The sequence below is a fragment of the Streptomyces sp. NPDC055189 genome, from assembly GCF_053606765.1.
In genome coordinates, this window is the sequence record NZ_JBSGSG010000004.1 from 99,316 (window position 1) to 114,507 (window position 15,192).

Sequence of the window (15,192 nt, forward strand, 5' to 3'; positions counted from 1 at the left end):
AGGAAACCGATGCGTGTCCTGATGCTGTCCACACCGGTGCCGACGCACTTCACTCCGCTCGTCCCGCTGGCGTGGGCCCTGCGGGTGGCCGGGCACGAGGTGCTGATCGCCGTGCAGCCGGACGTCCTGCCCGCCGTCGAGGCGGCAGGCCTTGTCGGCGTGAGCGCCGGTGTCGGATTCCACTACGAGGAGCGCCAGGGCGCGGAACTGGACCCGGGACAGCGGCCGTTGGAGCGCCACGGGCGCGCCGCGCTGGAGGACGGCAGCCCCGGCTTCGTGTTCGCCACGCACTCCCGCTACCTCTGGAAGGAGTACCTGGACATCGCCCGTGCCTTCGGGCCCGACATCGTGATGTCCGACGCGCTGGAGTTCACGGCGCTGATGGTCGGCGGGGCACTGGATGTGCCGGTCGTGCAGCAGCGCTGGGGCGTCGACCCGTGGTCCGCCACGGCCCATCAACAGGCTTCAGCGATGCTGCTCGGACCCTGTCGGCGGCTGGGTCTCGAAGGTCTGCCCGAGCCCACCGCGCTGCTGGACCCTTGCCCGCCCTCGCTCCAGCTGCCGGAAGCCGCGTCCGGCCTGCCCATGCGGTTCGTGCCCTACAACGGCCCGGGCAGGCAGCCCCCGTGGGCGCACCGGCCGGCTTTCGCGGGGACACGACCGCACCGGGTGCTGGTGACGCTGGGGGGACGCACCCTGGAACTGAACGGTGTGCCGTTCGTACGGAAGTTCCTGCAGGCCTTCGGCGAGATGCCGGGGACGGAGGTGTTCGCCACCGTGGCGGCGCGGCACAGGAAGCAGATCGGCCCGCTGCCGGACACGGTCCGCCTGGTCGACCCCGCGCCGCTGAACCTGGTGCTCGACAACTGCGACGCGGTGGTGCACCACGGCGGGGCGGGTACGGCCATGACCGTCACCGCCTACGGCGTCCCGCAGTTGATACTGCCCCAGCTCGCGGACCAGTTCGCGCACGGCGACCGGCTGGCGGCGGCCGGCGCCGCACTCGCCTTCGATACCGCGGAACAGCAGAACGACCCGGAGTGCCTGACCGACGCGCTCGGCACCCTGCTGTCCGCCCCGCGCTACGCCAAGGCGGCGGCGGAGTTGCGGCGGGAGATGCGGGACATGCCCCCTCTGGGCCAGGTCTGCGACGAACTGGCCGCAAACCTGGCGAACAGGCGGAACGCGCGTGCTGTACCCCGCTGAACAGCGCCGGACCGAGGCCGGCGGCCCGGACTCAGGACGCCGGTGTCCCGTGGTCCGCGAGGCTGGAGCGGATGTCCGTGACCGCGTAGTAGGTGCGGCCGGCGTGCCGGCGTCTGCGCCACGCGTGCTGGGAGGCCAGCCGGTAGACGGTTCCGGTGGGGGTCGTGAAGAGCGCGGAGACTTGCGACGCCGTCAGCCACTTCTCGGTGGTCGCTCCCGTCCGACCGGCCTCCTCTCCCGCATCGCCGGTCTCCGAGCCTGTCCTGCCGGCCTCCGCTCCGGCAGGACCGCTCTCCAGGAGTTGCTGCAACCGGGTCCACTCGTGGCCTGGCCAGGAGTGTGCGGGATCCAGATCGCAGACGATCGTGTCGGAGCGCTCGCCGGCGCGCCCGTACAGGAGGGCGTTGAGTGTTCCCTCGCATCCGCGCTGCGCACACGGGCCGACGGTGAGCCGGTGCGGGACCTCGGGGCGGGCGACGCGACGCGCCCTGGCGTGCGCGCGGGCGATCTCCTCGCTGGCCTCACCCACCGCCGGGTGGGCACCGAGCCAGGAGACATGGCGGCTGAGGAAGGCCGTCATGCCGTCGACGGTGTACGGAGGAGGGGTGACCCGGCGCTCCTCGGCGACCAGACAGCTCCATGTGGCGAGGAGCGTGAGTACCTCGCTTCGTACCTCGACCGCGGCCGTGTTGAGAGGTATGCCCGGAAGCGAGCCACCAGTGATCTTGCTGCGCAACCGGACGGAGCGGGTGCCCGTGAGCACGTCCTCGCACTCCCGGTACAGCCCCGGAAGCTGCTGGATCTCCATGGCCATGCGTCGTCGGCACATGTCGCACAGGTGCTCTCGGGCGGCTGCTCTGCCGGCGGGGCCCCCGGTCGCGGGCGGCCGGCAGCCGGGGCCCGGGCATGCGGCGGGGTCGCCGCTCTCAGCGGCCCGGGTCACGAGCACCCCAGTCGGAAGCCGACGCCACGCACCGTCGTTATCCACTGTGAGGAACCGAGCTTGCTGCGCAGGCTGTTGATGTGCGTGTCGAGTGTTCTGCTGCGGCTGTTTCCCGGGTCGTCCCACACCTGCCGCAGGATCTGGCGTCGCGAAATGATCAGGCCCGGTTTCGTGGCGAGCAGGTGGAGCAGGTCGAACTCCTTGCGCGTCACCGGCACGTCGGCGCCGCAGACCTTGACCGTCCGCGTCGCCGCCTCGATGGTGAGCCCGCCGAGGGTGAGGCTCTCGGCCACCGGGGCGGGAGGCGCGGCGCGCCGCATGACTGCCTCCATCCGGGCGAGCAACTCCCTGAAGCTGTAGGGCTTGGAGAGGTAGTCGTCGGCTCCCGCCTGAAGGCCGAGGACGCGGTCGACCTCGCTGTCGCGCGCCGTGACGATGAGCAGTGGGGTCTCGCTCGTGGCGCGGATGTCCCGGCACAGATCCACGCCGTCCATGTCCGGCAGGTCGAGGTCGAGCAGCATCAGGTCGGCGGTGCCGTAGTTGAGCGCCGCGGCTCCGGTCTCGGCCACGTGGACCGTGTGCCCGTGCCGCCGCAGCCCTTCCTCCAGGAAGAGGGCTTCGCCGGGTGTCTTCTCGGTGATCAGTATGTGCCAGCTCGGCCGAACCGGGTGAGTACGAAATCCGGTTCTTTGATTGTGAATTTCGGACGACAGGGTCAGATCGTGCAGCTCGGGTGCTTCCTGGGACATCTACTTCTCCTGTGGGGGATTTGGAAGTGGTGGCCGAGGGGGTGGTCTTCGCCGTAGTTCATTCCGTGATTCACCTGGACGTTGAGCCGCTCCAGGCCAGCCGCAGTGGAAGCCGGTGTTCTGGATCCTGGCACAGGGGAGCGAGAGGCAGTTGATAAGGGAACGAAAGTTGGGGTGAAAAAGTATGTGTGTAACTAGCAGTGACAATCGGAGTCTTTAATTCCGCCATCGGGGATTTTGTAATCCAGCCGATATTGCGTCCTCTCTGTTCTGCGTTCTTCCTTTCACAGGAGACCAACATGCGTGTACTCTTCACCGTTTATCCCGCCACCGCTCACGTCCACGTGCTGGTTCCGCTGGCGTGGGCTCTCAGGAACGCCGGGCACGAGGTGTATGTCGCCCTCCACCCCGACGCGCAGGAGCTGGTGACTCATGCCGGCCTCAACGCTGTCCCGGTCGGCTCTCCCGACCATCTGTGGCAGATCATCGAGGCCAACAAGAACGCCGAGATGCTGGGCACCCTGGATGATTCGCTGGCACTTGACCTCGACCGCGCCGACCGGTGGGAGGAGCAGTGGAGCCGGCTCACCCGGATCCTCTCCGTGTACCTGCCCGTACTGCCCGACCTGGTGGACGTCTGCCGGCGCTGGCAGCCCGATCTCGTGCTGTGGGACCCCTTCTGCATCCCGGCGGCCGTGGCCGCTCGCGTGACCGGCGCCGCGCAGGCACGGCTGTTGTGGAGCAGGGACAACATGGGGTGGCTGTTCGCCAAGTCCCGTGAGCGCAGGGCATCGGGCACTTCCGGGCTGGGGGAGGAGCCGGGCCGCACCCTGCTTGAGCCGATGCTCACGGCCCACGGACTCGACTATGACGAGGAACTGCTGATGGGCCAGTGGACGATCGACCCCTCGCCCTCCGGGATGCGGCTGCCGCTCGACCTGACGTACTTGCCCATGCGCCGTATTCCGTTCAACGGCACCGCCTCCACCCCTGCCTGGGTCTACGAGAAGCCCGATCGGCCCCGGGTGTGCCTCACGCTCGGTATCGGCGGGCGCGGGCGGCAGCTCTTCCAGGAGAGCGGGGTGTCCTTGGGGAGCCTCGTCGAGCAGATCGCGCGACTACCCGTCGAGTTGGTGGTCACCGCGGACGCCGAGCAGCAGGCGACGGTCGGCACCGTGCCCGAGAACGTCCGCATGGTCGACTACGTGCCGCTCAACACGTTGCTGCCCACCTGCTCGGCCGTCATCCACCACGGTGGGGGAGGCACCTTCGCCGCCTCGGTCGCCGGCGAGGTTCCGCAGTGCGTCATACCGATGCAGTTCTGGACCGAGCGGGAGATCGGCGAGTACGTCGTCAAGCGCGGTGCCGGAGTGCTCCTCGACAGCGGTGAGATCTCCGCCGAAGGCGTGCGGCGCGAGGTCGAACAGCTCCTTGCCGATCCCTCCTACCAGGAGGGCGCCCGGGAATTGCACCGCGAAATGCGAGACACCCCCTCGCCCGCCGACGTCGTGGGGAGCCTGGAGGAATTGGTGGGGCAACACCGTGCGGGCAAGAGCTGACAGGGGCCGGACGCCTCAGCCGTGCGCTTCCTGCCAGGCGCCCGCCAGGTCCGCGTAGGTCTCGGACTCGCGCAGCAGGGTGCGGTGTTCGCCGAGTCGAGCGGTGTTCCCGTCGAGGACGAGGACCTGATCGGCGCGCAGGGCCGAGCTGATGCGGTGAGCCACCACGATCAGCGTGCCCGGGCGCTCGGCGAAGGCGGCCTCGACCCGCGCCTCGGAGGTGGGGTCGAGGTGGCAGGTCGCCTCATCCAGCAGGACGATCCGCGCCGACGAGACGTACGCCCGGGCCAGCGTGATGAGTTGGCGCTCTCCTTGGGAGAGCCGGCCGTGGGACCCGGTGAGGTCGGCGTCCAGCCCGCCGACCTTCTCCGCGGCCGCCCGCAGCCGGAGCCTGTCCAAGGCGTCCTCCAGCAGGGCGTCGTCCGCCTCGGGCGCCAGATACCGCAGGTTCTCCCGCAGAGTCCCCGCGAACACGTAGTCCTCCTGCGGGATCAGGGCCACCTCGTGCCGCAGCCGGGCCTGCCCCAGCGCGGACAGCGGTGTGCCGCCCAGAAGGACCGTGCCACGCTGCGCGGTCTCCAGGCCCGCGATCAGGTTCACCACCGTCGACTTGCCGATGCCGCTCGGGCCCACCACCGCGAGGTGCCCGCCCTCCGGGACGCGCAGGTCGAAGTCCCGCACGATCGGGCACGAGTAGGGCCCGTACGCGAATGTCACCCCGCGCAGCTCCACGGCGAACCCCCCGCCGTCGGCGTCCCGCGAACCTCCCTGCTCACCACGGGGGTCGGGGCCCGGCTGGGCGGCGGCCACGGTGTAGCGCGTCAGATGGCGCAGCACCACACCGAGCCGCAGCCCGGTGTTGCCCAGGCTCTGCACGATCTGGCGCAGCGCGGGTTCGAGGCCCTGGACGAAGTACATTCCGGCACCGATGATCTCGCCCGGGGTGGCCGCTCCCGAGCGCACCAGGCCGGGCGCCATCAGCAGGGTGATGGCCAGCGGCACCCGGGCGCCCACCGCGACGATGCCGACCCGACCCGCCCCCAGCCGCGCCGTGTCCATCGCCCGTTCGGCGTGCTCGTCGATCATCCGTCCCACTTCGGCCGATGCACGCTCCTCGGCGCCGCCCGCGCGGATGTCGCGCAGCGCCGAGATGACGCGGGCCGCCGACGCGGTAGCGGCCTCCTCGGCGATCAGTTCGGCTTCGCAGCGCCGGCGGAGCCTGCGTGAGAGCAGGGAGAGCAGCACCCCGGACAGGAGGAGTGAGGCCAGCGTGAACCAGGCCAGTTGCGGCAGCAGCGTCAGCATGCCGATCAGCGCCGAGGCGATGGTGAACACCACCGAGCGCACGACGATCAGCATGGCACCGGAGATCTGGCGCACCGACTCCGCCTGCCGGGTGGCACGGTTGACGACCCGGGTGTCCTGCGGGGTGTTGGTGACGGCCGCCGCACGCAGGCTCGCGGTGACGACTTGGTGCACGATGTGGTCGCGGACCGACTCGACCACCGAAGCCAGCGGGCCGAGCACCTGTCGTGAACCGAAGGCGCCCAGCAGCATCACCATCCCGTAGAAGACCAGCAGTCCCAGGCCGGTGACCAGGTCGCCGGAGAGGAAGCCCCGGTCGACGGCGCGCGCGAGGAGCTGGCCGGACAACAGGATCGGCGCCGCCTCGACCAGCGACCAGCCGGCCAGGGCCGCTATCGAGCGGCGCTCGGCCTTGGCCACCGGGCGGATCAGCACCCATGTGCGGCCCCGGGGCGACTCCCGTGCCGGGTCCGCAATCGCCGTGGGAGCCCTCTTCAGGTCCGTCACCCTCTTCGTCCTCTTCGGCAAGGCTCAGCTCTCGGTCCGGGTGGGCCCCGGCCCGGCGTCCGCGTGGAAAAGCGCCGTGTAGCGGGGGTCGGCGAGCAGGTCGGTGTGCCGCCCCGCGCCGGCGATGCGTCCGCCCTCCAGCCAGAGGACCAATTCGGCGCGGGACGCCGTGGACAGCCGGTGGGTGACGAGGAACCGGGTGCCGGTCTGCTCTTGGAGCGCGCGGGTGATCCGCGCCTCGGTCGCCGTGTCCACGCTGGACAGCGCGTCGTCGAGCACCGTCACCCGGGTCTCGCGCGCAAACGCGCGCGCCAGGCCCAGGCGCTGGGCCTCGCCGCCGGAGATACGCAGGTCCTCCAGCGCCGTATCGAGTCTCCGGGGAAGCCGGTGGACGAACTGGTCGGCCGCACCGGCCCGCAGCCCCGAGGTGACGGCTGCCGCGCCGGGCGGCCGGTCCGCGTAGGCGAGTGCGTCGCCGACCGTACGGCCCAGCAACACCGGGCGTTCGAACGCGTACGAGACGACCTCGGCAGTGGCGCCGGACACGGCCGTGGCCGTATCCACGCCGTCGATGGTGACCCGCCCGGTGTCCGGCCGGCGCAGGTTGCCGATGAGCGCGGCGAGCGTCGACTTGCCCGAGCCCGAAGCCCCCACCACTGCGACGGTGGTTCCGGCGGGGACGGTGAGCGTGATGTCTTCCAGGAGTGTCGCGCCGGTGGCCGGATCATGCGCTCCCGCACCGTGCAGCCGTACCTCACCGCCGCCCGCCGGGAAGACGGTGTTCCCGGCGGCCGCCACCGGTAGGGCGAGCAACTGCTCGACGCGGTCGGCGGAGCCGCGCACCCTGCCGTACATGGCGGCCACGTTCACCTGCCGGAAGATGCCGCCCGCGAAGGCGAGGTAGCCGGTGACGGCCAGCATCTGGCCGGGGGCGAGCCGGCCGTTCAGGAGCCCGGTGCCGGCCGTGCACAGGACCGCCACGTTGAGCACCGGCAGGATCACCCCGATCTGCCATCCCGCGTCTCGCTGTACCCGCCAGAACTCCAGTCCCGCGGCCCGTAGTCGGGGCAACGGCGCGAGTACGCGGCGTACCTCGCGCTCCACGGTGCCTGCCGCGCGGATCGTGCGATGGCCGCCCACCGCCTCCAGGAGCCGCCCGGTTATCTCGCTCTGGACCCGCTGATAATCCCGTGTCAGCGCGCTGGACCTGCGCAGGAAACCTCGCGCTATCGCCCATACGAGAGGGGCGCCGAGGCAGAAGACCGCACCCGTCCAGATGTCGATGACGGCAAGTGCCACCACACCGCCGACCGCCGTCAGCAGCGAGACCAGCGCCGAGACGCCGGTAGGGATCACCAGTGCTGCTGTGCCCGCGCTCTCCAGCAGCCGGTTCAGCATGTCGCCGCTCGTGTAGCGCCGCTGACCGGCCAGATCGAGGCGGACCAAGTGCTCGGTCAGCACCCTGCGCAACCCGGCTTGTGCCCTGGTGCGGGTGGTCACCTCCAGCAGCTCGCTGAGAAACTCTGCAAGCGTGGCCGTGGCGAGCAGGGCGCACAGCGGCACGAGCGCCTGCCAACCCCCGCCTTTTCCGAGCGCCGCGTTCACCGCCTCGCCCAGGAACGCGGGTATCAGCAGTCCCGAGCCCGCCAGGAGCAAGGCCGTGGCCAGGTACCCGAGCAGAGTCAGCGGATGCGACCACAACAGCCACCCCAGCAGCCCGCGCCGCAACGGGCCGGGGGCACTGCCTGATGAGGTCGATGCGGTCACTGCCGGCTCCTCGTCGCATGGCTGGCGCGGAAAGGGCGGGGCCCCGGGGAAGCGCGTCCGATACGGCATCGCCGCACGTCCGGCCCTCCGGGGCCCCTGTGGCACTGGAGGGGAGGGACGTCAGTCCCTGCTCTCCAGGCTGTGGTAGACCCAGTCGAAGACCGGGTACCCCCACTCCTCCTTGCTGGCCTGGCCCTCGCCCGTCTCCACGGCGAAGTCGCCGAGGAGACTGACCTCAGGAGCCTCGTAGGCCATGCCTGTCACGTTCTCCATGGTGGGTCCCTTCTGTAGGGGAGATACCTGGCCGGGGGGCTCAGCTGAAGTCGAGCTGGTCCCAGTAGGACTCCAGGGTGTTGCCCAGGTCGAATCCGGTCTCCTCGCTGAAGGAGCCGAGCTGGTCGATCCGGGGGGCCTCGTAGACCTCGAAGGTCGTGTTCTCCATGAGCCGTTCTCCTTTTCGTGGGTGTTTCTCTCCCGACCGGCGAACGCCGGCCAAGTCTGTGTGTGCCGGGCTCAGGTGCGGGGCACGGAGCCGGGCGGCGCGACCCTGAAGAAGCTGCGGTAGAAGTCACTGCCGATGGGCTCGTCGACGATGTCCCCGTCCACTTCCAGCCACGCGTGGGCGCCGAACGGTGGCGAGGCGACGACGCCGACGCACCAGGTCGGCCAGATCCCCCGGGTCCGGCACAAGAGCGCCGTGGAGATCGACCGCGGCAGGCAGGCGTTGCGGCCTCTGCAAGCCGGGCTGATCATGAGGATCTCGTCTCTGGCGAGCTTGGCCTCTTCGTAGGTGGCGGCACGGGCCCCCGAGCTGGCCCGCACGAGGATCTCCCTCAGCCGCTTGGGCGGCTTGCCCGCCAACTTCCCGGCCGCCGCGACCGCCAGCCGACCGGTCAGCCGAGTGGCGGGTGACACCCGCACGGGCACCTCGGGGAGCACGAACTCGGCCATCAGGCGACGACCCCCAACCGGCGCAGCTGTTCGACGACGAGGCGCACGTCGCCCCGGGCGGTTTCCGCGTCGGTGTCGAAGGTCTTCACGATCACGCTGACGGCGCTCTCGATTTCGCCGCTGTCCTCGATCGCGTCGAGGACCATCGCCGCGGTCGCGTTCGCCTCCCAGTAACGGCCGTCGACTTCGTCGAGCAGCACTGAGCCGTACTCGGTGGTGACCCGGGAGACCCCCGGGCGTAGCCGCAAGGCCATCGTCTCTTCCTCCTGCTCGCTGCTGCTCGGTGGTATCGGGATCGCGGTGGTCAGTCGTTCGCGAGGGTGGCCGCTCGGGCGCTCACGAGGCATTGGCGCGCTGCTCGTCGGCAACTCGCGGCCCGCCGTGCACGGCGCCGTGACGACGGTAATTACGCAGGAAAACGCTGGAGTTGACGACCTCGTGCACATGGGAGTTCGGTGGCTTGCTCGCATGCGGGCGCGTGCTGCGCCGGAAGGCGGCCAGGTCGATGATTCCGGAGCCGACCAGCGCGGACTCCTCGCACATCTCCAACAGGCGCGGATAGTGCGCCTGGTAGCCCTTCACGGCCTGCGGAGAGCCTCCGACCTTCGACGTACGCCGCAGTGACGCATCCGGCAGCGAGCCGCGCATGGCTTCCTTCATCAGCGGCTTGAACTCCACCGGCGTGACCCGCTCCTCCCGGCGGACCGCGAAGCATGCCTCCACCACCCGGTCGTCGAGCAGCGGTGAGTCGTAGCTGACGCCCCAGACGGCGCCGAGCTGCATGTTGGTGCGGACGATGCGCGCACCCTCACGGATCGCGTACAGCTCCATGTGCGCCGCACGGTCGCGGCCCAGCTGTTCGGGCCGCGCGCAGGTGTCCTCCAGCGCCTTGCCGATGGCGGCCACCGCGTCGTCACTGAGCCAGGAGGGCCAGGAGAACTGGACGGACCAGTCGGCCAGGCTGGGCGGCTCGTCCAGCGGATCCCCTTCGAGCGCCAGCTGTCTGGCGTCCCGCAGCCAGGTGCGGTAGTCGCGGTTGTCCCTCAGCTGCCGGAAGGTGGTGCGCAGGGACTGGCCTCTGGCGATCTGCATCTCGCGTGCCCGGCGCCAGCCGAGCAGGGGCCTGTTCCGGAACAGTGCGTGCTCCCAGTTGGGGCGGCCCACCGTGATGTGGTCGCCGCCGAGCCCGTTCAGGTACATCGAGATGCCGTCTTTGGCCGCGACCTGGATCTGCGCCTTGGCGCGCGGGCCGGCCGAATAGCTCTGGTTCGGCTCGTCAAGTAGCTCGGGCAGCCCGTCGAAGCCGCCGAAGAACCCGGGAAGGTCGGCCAAGTCCCGCAGGACGTGCCGGATGCCGGGCATGCTCGGCAATGCCATACGGGCCCAGCGCAGGTCCTCCATGCCGCCGGGGTCGTCGTTGTAGGCGGTCGTGGCCGTGAGACCGCCGGGCGCCCGCGCGGCGAAGTAGCACAGGGGAGTGGAATCGAGGCCGCCGGACAGATCGGCACCGACCGGAGCGCCGTCGCGGGTGCGCACGTGCACGGCGGATTCGATCGCGCTGTGCAGTCGCCTCGCGCCCTCGGCACGGCTCAGTTCCGGATCGGGCCTGCGCCACCAGAGGGTGGTCCGTGTCGAGCGGCCGTCCCTGTCGACCACGAGAGAGCTTCCCGAGGGGACGGGCTCCACGCCGCGCCACATCACCCGGTCGCCCAGCGGCGCCGGCAGCGCCCGCACTTGTCGCAGCGCCAGGGTGGTCTCGTCCAGCGGGAAGCCGCCGAGCTCGGCCAGCACGTCCGCGCGGTCACTGATGACGCGGACCCCGTCGATCAGGGAGTGGAAGATCCGCCGTACGCCGGAAGCAGTGCCCTGTGCGACCAGCCTGCCGTCGACGGCGCTCACGGCGCAGAAGCTGCCCGCATGGTGCGAGGAGACGGCTCCCAGATCCCTCGCGTGCCGAGCCAGGTCCCCCGGCGTCGCCGAGCTGGAGCCCAGCACGGCCACCCGCTCCGAGCGGCCGCGGTGGATGACCGCTTGTCCGGCGGGGAGGTGTCCGATGAGCCAGGGGCGTCCCGAAGGGTGGTCGACCACGAACGCGGCGCCGACGCTCGCCCGCTGCGCGATACGGGCAGCCTCGGTCCTGTCGGGCAGGGCAAGGAAATACCAGCCCATTTGATTCGCCATCCCGCCGTCCTCTCGTGGCACGCACTTTGTGTACGGGAGCGGTGCACGAACATCGAATTGCCGTTCGTGCTGGATGAAGCCTAGGGAGGCGGAAGGCCCGGTGGATAGGCCCGGAAAGTGAATTCGAGGAAAGATCGGGACGGCTTGATCACGTCTGTGCAAGACGTCGGTCAGCGGAACGTCAATTCCATGTAAGCCCACTCTGATGAGTGATGGAAAGAGAGGTGCGCTGCTAATCTCGGCGAGGAATTCCACGAGAGGGGAAGCCCATGACCGCAGGGGAATACAGGGATCCGCGCACGGTTCCGCACGAGTCGGACAGGGAGCGCGAGTCACGGGAGCGGCTTGCGGGCCTCTTGGCCGAGACGCCCATCCCCGTCGAATACCTCATCGACAATCTTCCGGTGTATCTGCGCAGGAACCAGCTTGCCGATCTGCTCGCCATCGACGCCCTCTACAAGATGGTGGCCGATGTGCCGGGGACAATCATGGAGTTCGGTGTGCTGCACGGGCGTCACCTGGCGTCCTTCACCGCTCTTCGCGGCATCTACGAGCCGTACGACTCCATCCGCAGGATCATCGGATTCGACACCTTCCAGGGCTTTCCCGATATCGCGGAGATCGACCGCGCGACACCGAGCGCCGAAGTCGGGAGGTTCGCCGTTCCCGACGGTGAGATCGCACATCTGCGGGAGGTGCTGACCGCGCACGAACTGTCGGAGCCACTGGGTCACATGCAGCGCAGTTTCGTGGTTCCGGGTGATGTGCGCAAGACGGTTCCGCAGTACCTGGAGGAAAACCCGGAGACCGTCGTCGCACTCGCCTATTTCGATCTCGATATCTATGAGCCGACACGCGAGATCCTCGACGTCATACGTCCCCATCTGGTGGAGGGGAGCATCCTTGCCTTCGACGAGATAGCGCATCCCAAGTGGCCTGGTGAAACCCGTGCGCTGAGCGAGTTCTGCGGACTTGGAAATGTCAGGCTGCGAAAACTTCCGCACCGCGAGTCCCCCATCACCTACCTCGAATGGCGAGGGAACTGAATGGCCGGGCAAGCGCGGCGTCCGCTGATCGTCGTCCTGGGGGCTTCCGGGTTCATCGGCTCGGCTGTCACCGCGGAGTTCGCCGGGCAGCCCGTGCGGCTGCGGACGGTAGCCCGCAGACCCGTCGTCCTGCCGCCGGGTTCCTTGGCCGAGCACGAGCACCACGGCGCCGATCTCACGGAACCCGGCAGCATCGCCGCGGCAGTGGCCGGGGCCGACGCGGTGATCTACCTCGTCGCGCACATCAGCGGGCAGTCGGCGTGGCGCGCCTCCGCCGACGATCCCGAGGCCGAACGGGTCAACCTCCAGCCCGTGCGCGACCTGGTCGAAGCCCTGCGCGCCCGGGGCGGCTCCGACACGTCGGGCGGATGCCCCGCCGTCCTGTTCGCCGGTACGACGATGCAGGCCGGTCTCAAGGACACGCTCCGGATCGACGGGTCCGAGTCCGACGCGCCCCACACGGCCTACCCCCTCCAGAAGCTGTCGGCCGAATGGACCCTGAAGTCGGCCGGTTCGGAGGGCGTCCTGCGCGCCGTCTCGCTCCGCTTTCCCACTGTCTACGGGCGGCCGCGCGGAGAATCCGCCGAGGCCAAGGGCGTTGTCTCCGTGATGGCGCAGCGTGCGCTGGAAGGCCGGCCGCTGACCATGTGGGACGGCACGGTTCGGCGCGACCTCATCCACGTGGACGATGTCGCCCGCGCGTTCACCGCCGCGCTGCGCCACACGGATGTCCTCGCCGGGCGGCACTGGGTGGTGGGCAGCGGACAGGGCGTACGGCTGAGCGACCTGTTCGGCGACATCGCCGCTGCCGTGGCTGCCCGTACGGGGGAGCCACCCGTACCGGTGGAAACCGTCGAACCACCGGACTATGCCGAGGCGATGGACTTCCACAGCGTGGAGATCGACTCCTCGGCCTTTCGGCAGGCGACTGGCTGGGAGCCCCGTGTGACCCTCGCCGAAGGGCTGCTCCGTACCGTGGAGTCGCTGGCCCCGACTCCGGCTTCTGCCCGGCCGGGGCCACTGCGCTGACTGCGGGGCGGCCTCTGGAGGGGGCTTGCCGAGGGGGCGTCAGAGAGGCGACTGCCACGTCGTCGTCGTGCCGGAGCCCGCGCCCTCCGTCGTGCCGTCGTCGTACACCGTCAGGCGCACCGCCGTCCGGCCGTCGGGGAGCGTCGCCCGTGCGTCCACCGCGACCTCGATGCGGGTCACGTCGGGGCGGCGCGACGCGGTGGCCAGGGCGCGGCGCAGGGCGGCGAGGAGATGGCCGGCCGCCGGGTCCGTGACGCGGGTGTCGACGGCGCCGGAGAAGTGCACCGAGGGCTGTACGCCGACGACCGCGGCGGCGCCCGCCGTCTCGCGCAGCACCTTGCCGCGGAACGTGGTCGGGGCGTCGGCGGGCGGCTGCTGGAGCGCGAAGATCGCCGTACGGACTTCCTGGATGGTGGACTCCAGCTCGTCCACGGCCTGGTCGAGGGTGGTCCCGACCTGGGGCGAGTTGTCCCTGCGCCGGGTCGACTCCAGCATCATGCCGGTGGCGAAGAGCCGCTGGACGACCAGGTCGTGCAGATCGCGGGCGATGCGGTCGCGGTCCTCGAACACCGCGAGGCGCTGCCTGCTCTGCTGGGCGTCGGCCAGGACGAGGGCCAGGGCGGCCTGTGAGGCGAACTGGGTGGCGAGGAGACGCTCCACGGAGGTGTAGGCGCGCTCGCCCCTGCGGCGGGGCAGCGCGAGCGTCCCGATGAGCCGTCCGCCGGCCTGCAGCGGCAGCATCAGGCTGGGGCCGAAGTTGGACCGTACGTGGGTGGTCATCCGGGGGTCGGTCGCGGAGTCCTCGATGAACACCGGCTCGCCTCCGAGCAGTTGTTCGAGTACCGCGCTGCCGGGCTCGATGGTGGTGCCGATGAGGTCGTTCTGGAGGTCGGCGGAGGGGGCCGGTGCGGTGCTCGGCGGATCGTCGGTGTCCTGCGCCGTCGCCGCCGCGACGATCCGCATGCCGCCCTGGTCCGTGGGCTGCAGGATCACCCCCGCGGAGGCGTTCGCGAGGACGCGGGCCTTCTCGGCGACCGTCATCAGGGCGTCGGCCGCCGGTTCGCCGGTGAGCAGCGCCGTGGTGACCGCGGCCGCCCCGTCGATCCACCGCTCGCGCTGCCTGGCCGCCTCGTAGAGACGGGCGTTGCCGATCGCGATGCCCGCCTGGCTCGCCAGGACGCGCAGGAGTTGCAGGTCCTCGTCGGTGAAGGGGCCCCCGCGCTTCTCGGCGAGGTAGAGATTGCCGAACGCCTCGTCGTGGACGTGCACGGGAACGCCCAGGAAGCTGTGCATCTCCGGGTGCCCCGGCGGTACGCCGCACGAGCGCGGGTCCGCCGTCAGGTCGTCCAGGATGAGCGGCCTCGGCTCGCGGATCAGGGTGCCGAGCAGGCCCGAGTGGCCGTCGGGGAGCGGGCCGATGCGCTCCCGCTCGGCCTCGGTCAGGCCCGCCGTGAACAGGTCGGTCAGCCTGCCGTGCGCCGGGTCGATGACGCCGAGCGCGCCGTACCGGGCACCGGTCAGCTCGGCCGCGCTCTCCACGATGTGCTGGAGCGTGGTGTGCAGTTCGAGGTCCGAGCCGACGCCGAGCACCGCGTCCAGGAGCGGCACGAGGGGCAGGGGCAGGTCGGTGCCGCTCATCGCGCGGCACCGGCCGGGCTCCCGGCGCCTCCGCCGCGCCCCGCCTTCTTGATCAGGCTCAGCAGCGAGACCACCATCCATGCCCCCTCCAGCAGCAGAAACCCCCATTGCTCTTCGTAGAGAGCATCGCCCGCCGTGAGTCCCGACCCGGCGAAGTTCAGCCAGAGGTAGGACCAGGTGCCGGTGCCGAGCCTGCCCGCCTGGGCCAGGACGAAGGCGAGCAGGATCAGCGCGGAGCCGACCAGCTGCACGGTCATCGACATACGGGAACTCTTCCGCGGGGTGCTGCGATCAGCGGGGTGCTGCGATCA

At 70.3% G+C, this 15,192-nt stretch carries 15 protein-coding genes; 4 read left to right on the forward strand and 11 right to left on the reverse strand.

All coding sequences use genetic code 11. The features are described from left to right. Nucleotides 1-9 precede the first annotated feature (9 nt). The gene (locus ACWFR3_RS04805; protein WP_453733110.1) at nucleotides 10-1,206 is read left to right on the forward strand and encodes a nucleotide disphospho-sugar-binding domain-containing protein; all 1,197 of its coding nucleotides are present in this window, start codon (nucleotides 10-12) and stop codon (nucleotides 1,204-1,206) included. A gap of 31 nt (nucleotides 1,207-1,237) precedes the next feature. On the opposite strand, the gene ACWFR3_RS04810 is transcribed toward ACWFR3_RS04805, so the two are convergent. Both ACWFR3_RS04810 and ACWFR3_RS04815 read right to left on the reverse strand, forming a co-directional pair. Further along, on the reverse strand, nucleotides 1,238-2,020 hold the full coding sequence (locus ACWFR3_RS04810; RefSeq protein WP_453733111.1) for a hypothetical protein: 783 nt from the start codon (nucleotides 2,018-2,020) through the stop codon (nucleotides 1,238-1,240). 125 nt (nucleotides 2,021-2,145) lie between these two features. Then, a complete protein-coding gene (locus tag ACWFR3_RS04815) occupies nucleotides 2,146-2,898 on the reverse strand; it encodes a response regulator transcription factor (protein WP_453733112.1) in 753 nt (250 codons plus the stop codon). Between the two features lie 299 nt (nucleotides 2,899-3,197). Between ACWFR3_RS04815 and ACWFR3_RS04820 the strand changes: the two genes are divergently transcribed. Then, complete coding sequence (locus ACWFR3_RS04820) at nucleotides 3,198-4,457, forward strand: nucleotide disphospho-sugar-binding domain-containing protein (protein WP_453733113.1); 1,260 nt, start codon at nucleotides 3,198-3,200, stop codon at nucleotides 4,455-4,457. Between the two features lie 15 nt (nucleotides 4,458-4,472). On the opposite strand, the gene ACWFR3_RS04825 is transcribed toward ACWFR3_RS04820, so the two are convergent. From ACWFR3_RS04825 to ACWFR3_RS04855, 7 genes are all read right to left on the reverse strand, one after another. After that, a complete protein-coding gene (locus ACWFR3_RS04825; RefSeq protein WP_453733114.1) occupies nucleotides 4,473-6,269 on the reverse strand; it encodes an ABC transporter ATP-binding protein in 1,797 nt (598 codons plus the stop codon). A gap of 24 nt (nucleotides 6,270-6,293) precedes the next feature. Further along, nucleotides 6,294-8,036: an ABC transporter ATP-binding protein gene (locus tag ACWFR3_RS04830; protein ID WP_453733115.1), complete on the reverse strand. Its 1,743-nt coding sequence runs from the start codon at nucleotides 8,034-8,036 to the stop codon at nucleotides 6,294-6,296. A gap of 120 nt (nucleotides 8,037-8,156) precedes the next feature. Further along, nucleotides 8,157-8,309: a hypothetical protein gene (locus ACWFR3_RS04835; RefSeq protein WP_453733116.1), complete on the reverse strand. Its 153-nt coding sequence runs from the start codon at nucleotides 8,307-8,309 to the stop codon at nucleotides 8,157-8,159. Between the two features lie 40 nt (nucleotides 8,310-8,349). Continuing rightward, entirely contained in the window at nucleotides 8,350-8,478 is a 129-nt protein-coding gene (locus ACWFR3_RS04840; protein ID WP_453733117.1) for a lasso RiPP family leader peptide-containing protein, read from the reverse strand. Nucleotides 8,479-8,549: 71 nt separating this feature from the next. Then, nucleotides 8,550-8,987: a lasso peptide biosynthesis B2 protein gene (locus tag ACWFR3_RS04845; protein WP_453733118.1), complete on the reverse strand. Its 438-nt coding sequence runs from the start codon at nucleotides 8,985-8,987 to the stop codon at nucleotides 8,550-8,552. Further along, a complete protein-coding gene (locus tag ACWFR3_RS04850) occupies nucleotides 8,987-9,241 on the reverse strand; it encodes a lasso peptide biosynthesis PqqD family chaperone (RefSeq protein WP_453733119.1) in 255 nt (84 codons plus the stop codon). Before ACWFR3_RS04850 ends, ACWFR3_RS04845 begins: the two co-directional genes overlap by 1 nt. Before the next feature lie 82 nt (nucleotides 9,242-9,323). Further along, the gene (locus tag ACWFR3_RS04855; RefSeq protein ID WP_453733120.1) at nucleotides 9,324-11,168 is read right to left on the reverse strand and encodes an asparagine synthase-related protein; all 1,845 of its coding nucleotides are present in this window, start codon (nucleotides 11,166-11,168) and stop codon (nucleotides 9,324-9,326) included. Nucleotides 11,169-11,437: 269 nt separating this feature from the next. Here ACWFR3_RS04855 and ACWFR3_RS04860 point away from each other — a divergent pair, with 269 nt between their 5' ends. Both ACWFR3_RS04860 and ACWFR3_RS04865 read left to right on the forward strand, forming a co-directional pair. After that, entirely contained in the window at nucleotides 11,438-12,214 is a 777-nt protein-coding gene (locus ACWFR3_RS04860; protein ID WP_453733121.1) for a class I SAM-dependent methyltransferase, read from the forward strand. Further along, nucleotides 12,215-13,243, forward strand: a complete 1,029-nt coding sequence (locus tag ACWFR3_RS04865; RefSeq protein ID WP_453733122.1) for an NAD-dependent epimerase/dehydratase — start codon at nucleotides 12,215-12,217, stop codon at nucleotides 13,241-13,243. It begins immediately after the preceding gene. A gap of 39 nt (nucleotides 13,244-13,282) precedes the next feature. Here ACWFR3_RS04865 and ACWFR3_RS04870 read toward each other — a convergent pair whose 3' ends face one another. Further along, a complete protein-coding gene (locus ACWFR3_RS04870; RefSeq protein WP_453733123.1) occupies nucleotides 13,283-14,881 on the reverse strand; it encodes a GAF domain-containing sensor histidine kinase in 1,599 nt (532 codons plus the stop codon). Continuing rightward, nucleotides 14,878-15,144 carry a CBU_0592 family membrane protein gene (locus ACWFR3_RS04875; RefSeq protein WP_453733124.1) on the reverse strand — a complete coding sequence of 89 codons (267 nt, stop codon included), beginning with the start codon at nucleotides 15,142-15,144 and terminating at the stop codon, nucleotides 14,878-14,880. The genes ACWFR3_RS04870 and ACWFR3_RS04875 overlap by 4 nt, the downstream gene beginning before the upstream one ends. Nucleotides 15,145-15,192 lie beyond the last annotated feature (48 nt).

Excerpts from the sequence above, each read along its gene's own strand:
- ACWFR3_RS04805 (WP_453733110.1), top strand. The coding sequence starts at position 10 with ATGCGTGTCCTGATGCTGTCCACACCGGTGCCGACGCACTTCACTCCG.
- ACWFR3_RS04810 (WP_453733111.1), bottom strand. The coding sequence starts at position 2,020 with ATGGCCATGGAGATCCAGCAGCTTCCGGGGCTGTACCGGGAGTGCGAG.
- ACWFR3_RS04815 (WP_453733112.1), bottom strand. The coding sequence starts at position 2,898 with ATGTCCCAGGAAGCACCCGAGCTGCACGATCTGACCCTGTCGTCCGAA.
- ACWFR3_RS04820 (WP_453733113.1), top strand. The coding sequence starts at position 3,198 with ATGCGTGTACTCTTCACCGTTTATCCCGCCACCGCTCACGTCCACGTG.
- ACWFR3_RS04835 (WP_453733116.1), bottom strand. The coding sequence starts at position 8,309 with ATGGAGAACGTGACAGGCATGGCCTACGAGGCTCCTGAGGTCAGTCTC.
- ACWFR3_RS04840 (WP_453733117.1), bottom strand. The coding sequence starts at position 8,478 with ATGGAGAACACGACCTTCGAGGTCTACGAGGCCCCCCGGATCGACCAG.
- ACWFR3_RS04845 (WP_453733118.1), bottom strand. The coding sequence starts at position 8,987 with ATGGCCGAGTTCGTGCTCCCCGAGGTGCCCGTGCGGGTGTCACCCGCC.
- ACWFR3_RS04850 (WP_453733119.1), bottom strand. The coding sequence starts at position 9,241 with ATGGCCTTGCGGCTACGCCCGGGGGTCTCCCGGGTCACCACCGAGTAC.
- ACWFR3_RS04855 (WP_453733120.1), bottom strand. The coding sequence starts at position 11,168 with ATGGCGAATCAAATGGGCTGGTATTTCCTTGCCCTGCCCGACAGGACC.
- ACWFR3_RS04860 (WP_453733121.1), top strand. The coding sequence starts at position 11,438 with ATGACCGCAGGGGAATACAGGGATCCGCGCACGGTTCCGCACGAGTCG.
- ACWFR3_RS04865 (WP_453733122.1), top strand. The coding sequence starts at position 12,215 with ATGGCCGGGCAAGCGCGGCGTCCGCTGATCGTCGTCCTGGGGGCTTCC.
- ACWFR3_RS04870 (WP_453733123.1), bottom strand. The coding sequence starts at position 14,881 with ATGAGCGGCACCGACCTGCCCCTGCCCCTCGTGCCGCTCCTGGACGCG.
- ACWFR3_RS04875 (WP_453733124.1), bottom strand. The coding sequence starts at position 15,144 with ATGTCGATGACCGTGCAGCTGGTCGGCTCCGCGCTGATCCTGCTCGCC.